Origin of the sequence: Vibrio diabolicus (genome assembly GCF_011801455.1) — a bacterium.
In the GTDB taxonomy this organism is placed as follows: domain Bacteria; phylum Pseudomonadota; class Gammaproteobacteria; order Enterobacterales; family Vibrionaceae; genus Vibrio; species Vibrio diabolicus.
Window position 1 is genome coordinate 1236043 of record NZ_CP042451.1, and the last position, 14577, is coordinate 1250619.

The 14577-nt window shown below is 44.5% G+C and carries 12 protein-coding genes; 1 reads left to right on the forward strand and 11 read right to left on the reverse strand.

Annotated features, from left to right (window positions below):
• Positions 1-43: 43 nt before the first annotated feature.
• From FR741_RS05780 to FR741_RS05800, 5 genes are all read right to left on the reverse strand, one after another.
• Positions 44-607, reverse strand: a complete 564-nt coding sequence (locus FR741_RS05780; protein WP_005392849.1) for a septation protein A — start codon at positions 605-607, stop codon at positions 44-46.
• Between the two features lie 203 nt (positions 608-810).
• Positions 811-1053, reverse strand: a complete 243-nt coding sequence (locus FR741_RS05785) for a hypothetical protein (protein ID WP_005392851.1) — start codon at positions 1051-1053, stop codon at positions 811-813.
• A gap of 111 nt (positions 1054-1164) precedes the next feature.
• Positions 1165-3705, reverse strand: a complete 2541-nt coding sequence (gene luxN, locus FR741_RS05790; RefSeq protein WP_005392853.1) for a quorum-sensing autoinducer 1 sensor kinase/phosphatase LuxN — start codon at positions 3703-3705, stop codon at positions 1165-1167.
• Positions 3698-4882: an acyl-homoserine-lactone synthase gene (locus tag FR741_RS05795; protein ID WP_167426409.1), complete on the reverse strand. Its 1185-nt coding sequence runs from the start codon at positions 4880-4882 to the stop codon at positions 3698-3700. The genes luxN and FR741_RS05795 overlap by 8 nt, the downstream gene beginning before the upstream one ends.
• A 155-nt stretch (positions 4883-5037) precedes the next feature.
• Complete coding sequence (locus FR741_RS05800) at positions 5038-6297, reverse strand: dicarboxylate/amino acid:cation symporter (protein ID WP_012841620.1); 1260 nt, start codon at positions 6295-6297, stop codon at positions 5038-5040.
• Between the two features lie 544 nt (positions 6298-6841).
• Here FR741_RS05800 and FR741_RS05805 point away from each other — a divergent pair.
• Positions 6842-8383, forward strand: coding sequence for a long-chain-fatty-acid--CoA ligase (locus FR741_RS05805; RefSeq protein WP_167426410.1), 1542 nt, complete (start codon positions 6842-6844; stop codon positions 8381-8383).
• 125 nt (positions 8384-8508) lie between these two features.
• Here the strand turns inward: FR741_RS05805 and FR741_RS05810 are convergent, their stop codons facing one another.
• The 6 genes from FR741_RS05810 to FR741_RS05835 form a co-directional block, all read right to left on the reverse strand.
• Complete coding sequence (locus FR741_RS05810) at positions 8509-9204, reverse strand: Crp/Fnr family transcriptional regulator (protein ID WP_167426411.1); 696 nt, start codon at positions 9202-9204, stop codon at positions 8509-8511.
• Positions 9205-9405: 201 nt separating this feature from the next.
• The gene (gene trpA / locus FR741_RS05815) at positions 9406-10212 is read right to left on the reverse strand and encodes a tryptophan synthase subunit alpha (protein ID WP_065646052.1); all 807 of its coding nucleotides are present in this window, start codon (positions 10210-10212) and stop codon (positions 9406-9408) included.
• Positions 10212-11402 carry a tryptophan synthase subunit beta gene (trpB, locus tag FR741_RS05820; protein ID WP_005394827.1) on the reverse strand — a complete coding sequence of 397 codons (1191 nt, stop codon included), beginning with the start codon at positions 11400-11402 and terminating at the stop codon, positions 10212-10214. The genes trpA and trpB overlap by 1 nt, the downstream gene beginning before the upstream one ends.
• Before the next feature lie 64 nt (positions 11403-11466).
• Positions 11467-12906, reverse strand: a complete 1440-nt coding sequence (gene trpCF, locus FR741_RS05825; protein ID WP_167426412.1) for a bifunctional indole-3-glycerol-phosphate synthase TrpC/phosphoribosylanthranilate isomerase TrpF — start codon at positions 12904-12906, stop codon at positions 11467-11469.
• Between the two features lie 13 nt (positions 12907-12919).
• Positions 12920-13930, reverse strand: a complete 1011-nt coding sequence (trpD, locus tag FR741_RS05830) for an anthranilate phosphoribosyltransferase (RefSeq protein ID WP_167426413.1) — start codon at positions 13928-13930, stop codon at positions 12920-12922.
• Between the two features lie 37 nt (positions 13931-13967).
• Positions 13968-14576, reverse strand: coding sequence for an aminodeoxychorismate/anthranilate synthase component II (locus FR741_RS05835; protein WP_167426414.1), 609 nt, complete (start codon positions 14574-14576; stop codon positions 13968-13970).
• Position 14577: the final 1 nt, after the last annotated feature.

A 14577-nucleotide genomic window follows, 5' to 3' on the forward strand; every position in this document is an offset into this window, starting at 1 on the left:
GAAGGTCGCTGCAAAGTGCGCGGATTATAGCAAAACTGAGTTTTTAATCATCAGTCGACACATCGGATGAGTTATTTTTTTGTTCTTTTGGCATGTGTTTGTAAATGTAGAAGCCAGTCGCAATCATGTAGGCAAATGTCGCAATCAACATTCCGAATACTTTGAAGTTGACCCAAACATCCAGTGGTAGCTCGTAAGCGATATAAATGTTCAGACCAGCAAAGAATGAGAAGAAGCCGACCCAAGCCCAGTTGATCTTCGCCCAAATAGCATCAGGTAGCGAAATTTCTTTGCCCAACATGCCTTTAATGGCTGATTTCCCCATTGCGTGACTCGCTGCTAAACCGATAGCTAGAATCACATAAATGATGGTGACTTTCCATTTTATGAAATTGTCGTCGTGGAAGAAAAGGGTCATGCTGCCAAATATCGTCACGATAACGAACGTAATTAGCTGCATTTTCTCGACTTTTTTATACAGAGCATAGGTGACGACAAGCTGAATTGCCGTTGCAACGATCAGCGCTCCTGTTGCTGCGTAGATGTCGTACATCTTGTACAAAGCGAAGAAGACGATGAGTGGGATAAAATCTAGGATTTGCTTCATGGTGGCAAAATCTACCTAATTAGTGAATTGAAGACAGTCTAACGGAATCTGACAAGATGTGAATACCGTCAAGGTTAGAGGTAAGAGAAGTAATCCCCTGACTGAATGATACAACAAGCAACATTTCGCAAAGATGAAGTAGTAAATCGAAGGCATAAAAATTGCCGCGATAAAGCGGCAATTGAGTTGATAGAATTTAAGATTTAAGCAACACGTTGATATTGAGAAATAAGCGTTTTGACATCTTCTAAATAGCCTTCACGTAACAGGTTATCAACGGTTGCTTCAAGCTCTTCGAGAGACATCGTAAAGCAAGTGGATTTGCCGGTCATTAGGCTCAAATACTGATGGTATTCTTCTTCTGTATAGTGGCCTAAGCGATCGAGTAGTAGTGCTTTGATTCCATGATGAATCAAGCCGTAGTATGTGTGTCGATGAAGTAACATGGCGATCTCCTTATCAAGCTCATCCGCTAACCATTTGCAGCTTGCTTGACCCTCTGGATAATTCGATTTACTTCAGTAATGCACATCTAGTGCCAGTTTTATCTTCGCAAATTAGAAAGTGTTGGAAGTAGCAAAACTCTCATGTTGCAACCAGCGCTTGATGACGGTTTGGAGCGCATTTAACGTGGTTGGCTTTTCAAGTCTGTCATCCATGAGTTTCGCAATGAGCTCCAGCTCTTTGGCTCCAGACTCTCCAGATAGTGCGATGATCGGAACGGAAGACGCAATTTGCTTAATTCGTTGGCTTGCGTCAAATCCATTCATCACTGGCATCTGTACATCCATAAGCACCAAATCAATCTTGTGCGACTGAAATAGCTCCACCGCAGAAGCGCCATTATTTGCTTGTAAGCTGTTGACTCCCAGCCTTTTTAAGTACATTTGAACCAAAGTACGCTGCACCTCTTTGTCATCAACAATGAGCACTGTTGGTGCATCGTTACTTACTTGTACGTGTTGGTCTGTGCGAGGTTCAGAATGTGGTGCATTTACTTTCCAGCCATTGAAGTCCGGTGTTCTCAACGTCTCTGGTTTGGGTGCGTTTGGGACGACCGGGAAGTACAAGTAGAACTCAGTAAATTCGCCCAATTCAGACTGGCACTCAATTCGTCCGCCAAAAGAGCGCATAACGCGTTGACAGTAGCCCAAGCCAAGGCCGCTGCCGCCACTTTTTTGATACGAGAAGAAGTCGTCAAATATCTTGTGTAAGATACTGCTATCTATGCCAGGGCCACTATCTCGGAAGACCAGAATGTTTTCGTAGGCCCCCGTTTGGCTGCGAATCTCAATTTGACTATCGGGATAAGAATCAAAATAGTAGATAGCATTGCGAATCAAATTGAAAATGACAAAGTTAAACAGAGTTTCGTTTAATTTCGCGACAAAATCGTGCTCTTGGGGCAGATTGATCCTTTCAATTATTTGATCGTTTTCAAAGCCATAACGGCTGACCGCTTGATCGACAGCTTTATGTATAGACGTAATAGTTAAGGGTTCGTGCTCAGGTGAGCTGTCGCTTACTTCTCGCAAAATAATGTCGATAAGTTGGCGACCACGCTGAATCGCTGCTTCTCCTTTATCAATCTCACTCTTTAACGTCTCAAGTGAAGCGTTTGATTCGATATGCTGTTTTAAAGCTTCAAATCGTAATTGCACTTGAGCGAGAGGGTTACGCATTTCATGCGCAATAGAGTTAGCGAGCGCACGGCTTTGGCGTACTTTTCTATCGGCCTCGATAGTGCTCTGGATGCGAACTAATAAGGTTTGCAATGCTGAAATTTCTTCATTAGAAAACAGCTTATTATCCATTTTGTGTGAAGAAATCAGTAAGTGCGTAACGGACTTTCCACGACCAAAAAGAGGCATTACGAGCGCCGTATTGCTGGATCGCATACGTTCGTAGAGCTTGCGCATTGAGCCTTTAGACGAGGAGGCATAATCAATTTCTTCAGACAGTTCATCAAGCACGAGAACAGACTTGCTTGACGGCAGATAATCTTCATAAAACGTTTCGGTGTAACTGCTGGTGACGAGCTGCAATTTATTATTTGGTATATTCAGTAACGCTGCTAACTGGCGCATTGCATCATCTATTGAGCGTTTAAATTCCTCTTCTAATCCAAGAATTTGTTGAACGGGTGTATGTCGTTTCCCATAAATAAAATAGGACGCGAAACGACTGACGCGTTTGTAAAGCAAGTGCCAAGTGATACCGATGAGTGCGCATAAAGGTACCGCTACAAGCCATTGGTTATCTTCTGAGATAGGAATAAATATTGCGCCCAGCGGGAGGACGAAAATGGCACAGACAAACAGCGCGCTAACGGTTAAGTATGTGAGGTATTTAGCGCTATAAAAGCGAGAGGTAAGCAGGGCATAGCCTACAAACAACATTTCACTAATTGAAAGTGCTGGTGGTAACCAGGTTAAGGAAAAGTCACCAAGGAAGTAAGTCATTCCAAGGTGTATCACTGCAGTTGATAACATGAAGACCAAAATGCCGGCGATCATATAGTTACTTTTTGCCAGCGTGAGTTTGCTGCTGTTCGCTCGCATGGTAATCAAGTTCAGCAGGGTTAATACCACAAATGTCAGCAAACTAATAAAGAAATATGAGGTATGGGGACCAAACTCGATCACGAACTGGCTTGGACCGCTAATGGTGACATTTTCGACAGTAAGGTTTGGTACTAAGTTGATGTAAAGCGAGTACGTTGCTAGTGCCACAAAGATGATTTTTTGCCAGGCTTTGACCGCAGTTTTTTTGATATCAGCCGCTAGCTGGCAAGAAAAATAGAACGCGAATGCAAAGGCAAAGAATGACGCCAAGTTCGCCAACTTAGCCATAAAAATACCGCCAGCGGAGCCCAACTCCGGCAATAAATCGGTATGGAAGTATGCATTGCTGCTGATCCAAACGATGATGCAACTAGAATAAGCAATGTACGGCGCATGATGCGAGCCTAAAATCGTTTCACTCTTCTGTTTTAGGCGATAGCAGTAATATAACAACCAAGCGAATACCACCAGTACAGTAGCGTATAGCGTCATTGCTTTTGGATAAAAAAGGCCGTGAAGATGAATATCAAGCATGTTCATTCACCTTTTCATCAATTCTTTTTGTTCGTACGCGGTGTTTGTAGTCGCGAAACTGTATGTCTTGAAATGCTTCAACCATCATACCTAAATTCCAGAAACCGCGGTATGTCTTGGTACCGTCACCGTTAATGTCGCGGTATCCTGAGTGAAAGTAGGCCTCTAAATCAATAGATTGATAGAAATTTAACATAAATATTTGTTCAATAATGGTAAAGCTGAGCTTATAGCCTGCTTTATATAGCTCACTCATCAATGCTTTTTGTGCCAAATACAAAAAGTACAGTTTTTGTTGGATGTTGCCACCCACTGTCAGACGCAGCACTTCGCAAACCGCTTCAGTGTTTTTCAAGTGAGATTGGAACTGTGCATCAAATTCAATAAGAGTCCGTTGGCGAGTTAGAGCGTTACCTCCCCAAAGGCCTAATTGATTAAGAGTAATGTAGCCATAATCAGGAAGGCAAAACTGCCATTGCTCACTACTAAATGGTAATGAATAGCTGAGCCAGGTATTTCTTTGGTGCCAGTTTTGCACCAAAGCGGAGGAGACCATGATTGGTGTAGATGACTGCTTGAACAATAGCACAAAGTGTTGACCTTTCTGCGAGAGTGATAATAGAGGCAATATCTCAAACCATTGTTCAGTTTGGACGAAGAGCTCAAGGTTGCTCAGTGTGATTGCTTCGGAAATCGGCATTAATGCAGCGTGATTCGGCAGTGTTACCTTTAGGTCACATTCGGCAATATCTTCGATCAATATGCTTGAATAGTCGCGGTCGTCAAACGAGAGCTGAGTTGGTCTTGTCGCTTCATTTAAAGGGTGCTTTTGCTTGATCGCAGCAATCTCACATTCACACCAGAAAACCATCCAATGCGGGTAACAATCTGCGGCAATTTGTTCAATTAAGAGCGCCTCTTCGGAGAAAGGCGTTGGATACTGCTGTACTAAATCTCGATAATCTATTAATTCAAACAGTACGGACAGACTCTTAGATGCGTATTTAGGAAAGAGGGATCTAAGAAGCTTTATTCTATACAAAGCAACTTGTTGAAAAAGAGAAGACCTTTCTTGCGGTGTAAGAGTAAGAAGAACCGTGTCAACCAGCGCCTGTTGTTTTGACTCGATCGGCAAATCTGTACTGGCGAGGGGCTCCAAAGACAGCTTAAGACTCATGATATAACCTAGTTCTGACGTTTTTTATATTTTGTAATGGTTTATATCATTTTGATAAATTTATGCTATTGGTTTCTATTTATATAGTTACGTAATGCAAGAAAAGACAAAAAAACCGCTCATAGTGAGCGGTTTTTAGTTCATTCGAGAAAGGACTAAGCTTCTTGCTTTTTAAGCTCAGCTTCTGCCGCTTCCTCTTCTATTAGCGCATCAACGATAACTGCACATGCTGCATCACCAGTGATGTTTAGTGCTGTACGAATCATATCGAAAATACGGTCAAGAGCGAATAGCAGTGGTAGACCTTCAATTGGAATGCCAGCGGCAAGAAGTACGGCAACCACTAGGAAAGAAGGACCAGGAACACCCGCTTGACCAACCGCACCCAATGTAGACGTTACGATAATTGCAATGTAAGCGCCCATACCTAGGTCGATATTGAACAGTTGAGCAAAGAAGATAGCAACCAAGCCATAGTAAATCGCATTACCTGACATGTTGATCGTTGCGCCTAGAGGCAGAACAAATGACGCGGTTGAATTTTTTACGCCCAGTTCTTTTTCGCAGGTGTCCATTGTGACAGGCAGTGTTGCCATAGAAGAGGCCGTTGAAAGCGCAACAGCTTGTGGCTTTTTCATTGAAGACAGGAACTTCTTCGCTGATGTCTTGGTGAAAATATGCACCATTGCTGGGTAAACAACGAAACCGAAGATTAGGATTGCGGCAACGTAAACAACGAACAGTTTGAATACCACCATTAGTGCGCCAAAACCGAATGTACCGACTGCTTCTGCCATTAGACCGAACACGCCGATAGGGGCAATGATCATCACTTTGTTGATCATCCAAACCATTGCGTCAACGATGCAGTTAACACCATTAATGATTGGCTCACGACGCTCTTTTGCTTGCTTAGAAATTGCAATACCAAAGAACATACAGAAAACGAGGATCTGTAGGATGTTTGCTTCATTTAGTGATTGGAAAACGTTGGTTGGGATCATACCAGTGATGGTTGCCCAGAAAGTAGGTAATTCACCTTTTGAAGCGTATTCTGCTGAGAACATGCCTTCAACGCCAGAGACGTCGATCCCCATGCCTGGTTGGAATACTTCACCCATAAATAGTGCAAGCGCAACGGCTAGGGCGGATGTTAAACCGAAATAACCTAGAGTGACGATGCCAACTTTGCCTGCTGACTGGCTGTTCCCAAGACCAGCGGCGCCAGAAATCAAGGCTACAGCGACCAAAGGAATAACCAACATTTTGATTAAGTTGATAAAGATAGCACCTAAAGGAGCGAACACTGTCGCATCATGACCCATCATGGCACCAACGGCTGTGCCCACGATCATGGCGATTACGACTTGTACGCCAATGTTGTTTAGCAAACTCTTTTCTTTTAACACTTCCATAACCTCTGTGCTAATAAAATGTAAAATCCTAAAATTACCCACTAACCATAAATGGTTTTATGGATAATTATCTCGCCTTGCTTTTTACACTTATCGTTTACAATTGGCAATATGCAGCAAGGTATTATTGATGGATTAATCGATATTTTATTGACGAACGATAAAGTTTTGTTCAATAGCAAACGTTTGCTATTGATTTTTGTTATGCCTGTTAGCTGTGTAATTGTTTTTGTTTATTTCTTTTTCTTGTTTGTTTTTTGTTAACTGAGATGGGTTTTGTGTTTGCGAGCGTAGTCTGCGTCTTGCGTGACTTGGATTGATATTTATAACAATTAACCTCTTTCAAGCTCACATTTTTACCAATTAGCTTTGTGAAATGTTAATTGCTTTACATTCTTAGTTCGGATTGCATTGTAAACATAATGTTAATCAAAAATGGCAAAACAAATATTAAGTACCAACATTTTAGTGTAGGGGAGTGCTCTCTCTGTTAATGCTCCCGAGCCGATAAAACGAAAATCAACAAGTAAGAGGTGAAGCGATTATGATGAATCTTGCTGCTGCATTACAAAGAAATGCTGCGAGTAAACCAGGTAAGACGGCGTTGATATGTGGTGATGTCGAGATAACTTATGCGCAGTTTGATGCGATTACCGGAAAGATCGCGGCATCTTTAATCAACAAAGGGGTCGTTCCGGGCGATCGTATTGCGCTCTCATGCCCAAACATTCCTTTTTTCGCGTTTGTTTATTATGCGATACAAAAAGCTGGCGCGGTTGCTGTCCCATTAAATGTGCTTTTGAAAGCGCGAGAAATTAAGTATCACTTAGAAGATTCAAAAGCGAAGTTTTACTTCTGTTTTGAAGGGACAGCAGAACTGCCAATGGCAAAAGAGGGGGTTAAAGCGTTTGAGCAGGCTGATATATGTGAAAATATGGTCGTGATGACTCAATCTCAAAGTGAAAACGAATGGAATGGTGTGCCAACTCTCAATGCGTTTATAGCGGATGCAGAACCATTGTCAGATTATGTACCGCGTAATGCGGATGATACTTGTGTTATTTTGTATACATCAGGGACGACAGGCTTACCAAAAGGAGCTGAACTGACGCAGCAGAACATCATAATGAATGCTCTGGTGGCACAAAACATTATGGGCAGCCAGGCCGATGATATTCACTTAGTAACTTTGCCTTTATTTCATACCTTTGGTCAAACCGTCCACTTAAATGCTAGTGTTTTGGGCGGGGCAACCTTGGTGTTAGTGCCTAGGTTTGAGCCTAAACATGTTCTTGAGCTGATGGAAAAACACAAAGTGACGTTGTTTGCTGGGGTGCCAACGATGTATATCGGTTTGCTTCATGTCCAACACCAATTTGATACATCCTCACTACGTGTTGCTATCAGCGGTGGAGCCCCGTTGCCAACCGAAATCTTTAGATCCTTTGAGGAACAATTTAATGTCCCAATTCTTGAAGGATACGGGTTATCAGAAACAAGTCCTATTGCATGTTTTAATCATTTAGATCAGGAACGTATACCAGGATCGGTAGGTCAACCGATTCAAGGCGTTGAAGTAAAAGTTGTCGACATTGAAGGCAATGCGCTACCGATCGGTGAAGAAGGTGAGATTGTTGTACGTGGGCATAATGTTATGAAGGGATACCTTGACCGCCCGGAAGTTACTGAATCCGCGCTACAAAATGGCTGGTTCCATACTGGTGATGTTGGCCGTTTTGACAGTTCAGGTAATCTATTTATCGTCGATAGAATGAAAGATCTGATCATTCGAGGTGGATTTAACGTTTACCCTAGAGAAATTGAAGAAGTGTTTATGACTCATCCTGCAATCTCAATGGTAGCGGTGATAGGGATTCCAAATGAAGAGTATGGCGAAGAGATAAAGGCTTACGTTGTGCTTAAACCGGGAGAGTACATTGACGCGGAAACATTACAAAAGTGGGGCAAAGAGCAGTTAGCCTCTTTTAAATATCCTCGTTATGTTGAAATTCGTGAGCATCTCCCGATGAGTGCAACAGGAAAAATTTTGAAACGTGAGTTGAAATCTGAATTGAATGTGGCTTAGTCAATTCAATGAACTTTGGGTCACAGCGCCACTTGCCTAGAGCGAATGGTGTTGTGCGCCTGGTTACTAAGGAACAGAAGATGGCAATCTCTCGCTAGCGTGTACACATGAACTATCTGTTTGATCTATTGTTCGAGTTGTTTTATGTGCGCTTCTAAGCGTTTTGGATTGGTAATGGTCACTGAACCATATTTCAGTTCTAGCATCCCAATACTCTCCAAATTTTTTAGTACTTTATGAACACTTTGACGAGTTAGCCCCATCATGTTGGCGATATGCTCTCTAGTCACTCTCACGACACACGGCTGAGTATTGATAGCTTGGTTGTGTTGGTATTCAGCAAGCAACAGCAACCTTCTTGCAATCCGCTCTTCGATTCCTCTAATCGCATCATCTTCGATAACAGAAATGGCAGACCATAAGCGGCGGCTAAGTAAGTCGAGAATCGTAGGGTAACTTGGAGGATATTTGGCGAGTAATTGGCGAAACTTATCACCAGGTAGTTCCAGTAAGGTCACGCCCGAATGCGCGGTTGCGCCAAAAATACGGGGCATGCCGGGAGAAAAAACATTGTCTCCAAACCAGCCTCCTGCCTCGAAAATCATTAATGTGACTTCTTTGCCTTTTGAACTCATCGAATTAATTCGTACGGCACCCTGTGCAATGACCATAAGAGAAGATTGAGGTTCCCCTTTATTGCAAATCAGTGCTTTTTCGTCGAAACAGCGAACTTTAGCTATTTGTGCTGCTTCACTAAGTCCTTTCTCGGGCAGCCCTGATAATACAGGACATTTGGCTAATAATGCTTTGACTTCTTCCATGTGCAACCTTACTGCATCCTGCTCTAGCTATTATTTGTGCTGGTTAAGTGGCAAAGTTTATCACTCTTTGATTGCTCTGCTTTAGATTGGTTTGGAAAGTGCGGGCGTTGAATAAAAAATGATATGGTATAAACGCCATACAAGAAAACGCCCGCTAAACAGAATGTTAAGCGGGCGCTATAGCGTTACATCAAATGGAAATTATTTCTGAGTGGCAGCTTTCATCGCTGACACAAAATCACCAAGTTTATCGAGCATAATTTGTGGCTGCTCGACATTCGCTTCAATGATTTTCACCACAGCTGAGCCGGAGATGGCCCCTGCTGCGCCAGACTCTATTGCTTGTTTCACCTGTGCTGGTTCAGAAATACCGAAGCCAAGCAGCGCTGGTGGTGCATCGAACTGGTTTAATCTATCTAACATGTGACCAACTGGCATATTTGCTTTGGTTTCTGCACCTGTCACGCCAGCACGAGAAAGCAAGTAAGTGTAGCCACCACCCAGTTCTGATACTTGCTTCAGTGTTTCGTCACTGGCTGTAGGTGGTGCGATGAAGATTGGGTGAATACCAAACTTCTCTGCTGCTGCAACAAACTCTGCACTTTCATTGGTTGGTACGTCTGCAATCAAAACAGAATCGATGCCTGCTTTTGCACAACGCTCATAGAAGTTCTCGATACCACGAGAGTAAACAAGGTTCGCGTACATCAGAAGGCCAATAGGCAGATCTGGGTATTTAGCTCGGATCTTACCAATTTGTTCGAAGCAGATATCCGGTGTTGCGCCTGAATCTAGCGCACGAATGTTAGCGCCTTGGATGGTTGGGCCATCTGCAAGCGGATCTGAAAATGGAATACCAAGTTCAAGGGCGTCTGCGCCAGACTCAACGAGGGTTTCCATGATCTTGTAAGATTGTTCTGCGTTTGGATCGCAAACCGTTACGAACGGTACAAATGCGCCTTGGTTTTTTTCGTTTAGACGCGCAAACATCTTCTCATAACGGCTCATTAAATCACTCCTTTTTCTTCTAGGATGGCGTGTACGGTGAAGATGTCTTTGTCACCACGACCAGATAGGTTTACGACCAATAGTTGTTCTTTCTCAGGATTCTCACGAGCCATGCGCAATGCATGAGCTAGAGCGTGAGAAGACTCTAGAGCTGGGATGATCCCTTCGCTGCGAGCCAATTCTTGGAATGCCTCGAGCGCTTCGTCGTCAGTTACGTTGTCGTATTCTGCACGGCCAATTGCGTTTAGGTGTGCGTGCTGTGGACCAACTGAAGGGAAATCAAGACCCGCAGATACAGAGTAAGACTCCTCAACTTGGCCGTTAGGATCTTGCATCAATGGCGCTTTCATACCAAAGAAGATGCCCGTTTTGCCATGTTTAAGTGGTGCACCGTGTTGGTCTGTATCGATACCTTTACCTGCTGGCTCAACACCAATTAGGCGAACGCTTTCTTCTTCGATGAAGTCAGCAAACATACCGATAGCGTTTGAACCACCGCCCACACACGCGATAACGGCGTCAGGAAGACGACCTTCACGTGCCAAAATCTGATTCTTCGTTTCTTCACCAATCATGCGTTGGAAGTCACGCACGATGGTTGGGAATGGGTGAGGGCCTGCCGCTGTACCTAGTAGGTAGTGCGCATCTTCATAAGTTGCAGACCAGTCGCGCAGCGCTTCGTTACATGCGTCTTTAAGCGTTGCTGAACCCGAGTGGACAGGAATGACTTCTGCACCCATTAGTTTCATACGGAATACGTTCGGGCTTTGACGCTCAACGTCTTTTGCACCCATGTAAACGCGACACTTAAGACCAAGCAGTGCACACGCTAGTGCGGTTGCAACACCGTGTTGACCTGCGCCAGTTTCAGCGATGATTTCGTTTTTGCCCATGCGTTTCGCAAGTAGCGCTTGACCCAACACTTGGTTAGTCTTGTGGGCACCACCGTGAAGCAGGTCTTCACGTTTTAGGTACAGTTTGGTTTTCGTACCTTTAGTTAGGTTACGAGTTAGAGTCAAAGCCGTTGGACGGCCCGCATACTCTTGAAGAAGCGTCATGAATTCGCTGCGGAATTCTGGATCTTCTTGCGCGTCGATAAACGCTTGCTCTAGTTGCTCCAGTGCTGGAACTAGAATTTGCGGAACGTACTGACCGCCGTATTCGCCAAAGTAGGCATTCAGTTTTGCCATCGTTATATTCCTTCTCGTATTTTTCGCTACGAATAGCTTTAAATTTTTTAGCTGATGTCCAGCTTTAGTAGTTGCGAATGGCGGTGAAGGCCGCGAGCAACTTCTGTGAATCTTTTTTGCCTGGCGCGCTTTCTACACCAGAGTTTAAATCTAATCCCAAGCAACCTAGTGTCGCTGCTTGTTGAGCATTTTCTGGCGACAGTCCGCCCGCTAGCATAATTTGACTTGGGTCGCCGATCAGTGACCAGTCGAACACTTGACCAGTTCCGCCAGTTTGAGTGCCAACTTGCGCATCTAATAGATGGCGGTCAATGTGGTCTGCAAGCAGTTCTGGCTTGGCATCAGTCACGCCATAAGCTTTCCAAATTTCTACTGTTGTTGGCAGTTCGGCTTTGAGTTGGTTTACGTAAGCTTGGTCTTCTTGACCGTGCAGCTGAACTGCTTTTAAACCCAAAGAGGTTGCGACTGAAGCAACAAAATCGATATCGTGATTTTGGAAAACGCCAACGTAATTCAGTGGAGCACCGCTCATGGTTAAGCGAGCACCTTCAAGGTCGACCGCACGCTTCGACTTCTCGACAAAAATCAGGCCACCAAATACCGCGCCAGCTTGATATGCTTTTGCTGCATCATCCGGATGCGTTAAGCCACACACTTTGTTTTCGCCTAACGTCACTTTACGTACTGCAAGTTCAAGGTTGTCTTCCGCCATCAGCGAACTACCAATCAAGAAGCCGTCTGCGTATTCCGCTAAATCACGAACTTGTTGATGCGTATAAATGCCAGACTCTGAAATTACCGTCGCGTTTGGTGCCAGTTCGCGAATGGTCGGTGCCAATTCTTTAGTACGATTCAAATCGGTACTTAGGTCGCGCAAGTTACGGTTATTGATGCCGATAACGCGTGCTCCTAGATTAACGGCACGATGAAGCTCGTCTTCGTTGCTGACTTCGGTCAGAATGCCCATATTCAGGCTGTGAGCTGCTTCTTCTAGCGCTTTGTACTCTTCGTCATTCAGGACAGAAAGCATCAGAAGTACGGCATCAGCACTGTAATGACGTGCTAGGTAAACTTGGTAGGTGTCTACCATGAAGTCTTTGCACAAAACTGGTTGTTTGACTTGATCACGCACTTGAGGAAGAAAGTCGAAGTTACCTTGGAAGTACTTCTCGTCTGTTAGTACTGAAATCGCATTAGCATGGTTGTTGTAAACCGATGCAATGTAATCCAAGTCGAAGTGATCACGAATCAAACCTTTAGAAGGAGATGCCTTCTTACATTCGGTGATGAATGCCGTCTTTTCGCTACTCAGAGCCTCGTAGAAGCTGCGGTCCGATGACAGCAAATCAGACCGAAATGTGCTTAGCGGTTGAGACACCTTACGGTCTGCTACCCACTGATATTTGTCGCGGACAATTTTCGCCAGTACTTCTGCCATTTCTGCTTCTTTCTTAGAAACGTGTTCAGACAGGTTGTCAGCTTGCTGAGTGTTGAAGTCAGTCATCTTCTTCAATTCCTTAAGCGTGTGCGGCAAGTCGTTGTACCAATTGGTACGCCTTGCCTGAATTCATTGCCTCAATCGCTTGTTGCGTGTTGGCTTTTAAATCTTCGTGGCCGAATAGACGCATTAGCAGAGCTACGTTCACTGCCACTGCGCCCAATTGTGCGTCTGTACCTTTACCTGTCAGAATATTGGTAATGATCGCTTTGTTTTCTTCAGGATCGCCACCTTTGATCGCTTCTAGTGGGTGTGCTTCTAGACCGAAGTCTGCAGGCGTTAGTTTGTATTCTGTGATCTTACCGTCTTTGATTTCGGCAACGGTTGTTTCACCGTGAATCGCCACTTCATCCAAGCCACTGCCGTGTACTACAGCGGCGCGCTTCATACCCATTTGTAGCATGGTTTCTGCGATAGGACGAACCAGTTCTTCACTGTAAACGCCCATCAATTCGATATTAGGACGAGCAGGGTTAATCAGTGGGCCAAGAATGTTAAAGATGGTGCGTGTTTTCATGGTTTGACGCACTGGCATCGCATGGCGCACACCACCGTGGTATTGAGGTGCAAATAGGAAAGCAACACCGATGTCGTCTACCGCTTTGCGCGTATCTTCTGCGCTCATAGCTAGGTTGATACCAAATGAATCAAGAAGGTCAGAAGAACCAGACTTGCTTGAAACGCTGCGGTTACCGTGTTTCGCTACTTTTAGCCCACATGCAGCAGCAACAAACGCCGCAGTGGTTGAAATGTTGATGGTGTTGTGACCGTCGCCGCCCGTACCTACGATATCTGCGAAATCGTAATCTGGGCGAGGGAATGGGTTTGCATTTGCCAGTAGTGCTTTGGCCGCGCCTGCAATTTCATCTGGCGTTTCGCCTTTGATTTTTAGTGCTGTCAGTGCTGACGCCATTAAAATTGGGTCTAGTTCACCACGGATAATGATGTCGAATAGCTGTTGGCTCTCTTCCTGAGTAAGCGATTCTTGCTCGTACAGTTTGGTAATAATAGGGTTGATGATTGCTTCCATATTTCCTCTCCTAAATTTCTTATGTGCCAAGTGCTTTTTAAGCAGTGAGTGGGTTCGCGGAAGTTTGTTCTTCAAGTGCCCATTCAATGGCATTGGCCAACAGTGTCGCTCCGTAGGTCGTCATAATAGATTCCGGGTGGAACTGGAACCCGCAAACTTTATCTTCTTCATGTACAACAGACATCACCAAGTCATCCACTTCTGCCGTGATGGTTAGACTCTCAGGAACCTTGGTCGCAACCAACGAGTGGTAGCGTGCAATCGCAAGTGGTGATGGTAGGTTTTGGTAAATCGCATGGTTTTGGTGCTCCATCATAGAGACCTTACCGTGAATGATTTCACCCGCGCCAGCGACGGTGCCGCCGTACGCTTCAACAATCGCTTGGTGACCAAGACAAATACCGATCATCGGAACTTTGCCTTTCATGCGTAGGATAAGTTCTGGCATTGAGCCTGCCTCTGACGGTGCCCCAGGGCCTGGCGATAGCAGAACCACTGGGTTTTCAAGCTCGTTTACCGCTTGTTCGATGGTTTTTGCTGGGATGTTGTTTCGGTAAATCTTGACTGAGTGACCTAGCGAGCGGAACTGATCCACAAGGTTGTAGGTGAACGAGTCAAAGTTATCGATGAATACGATGTTCGCCATG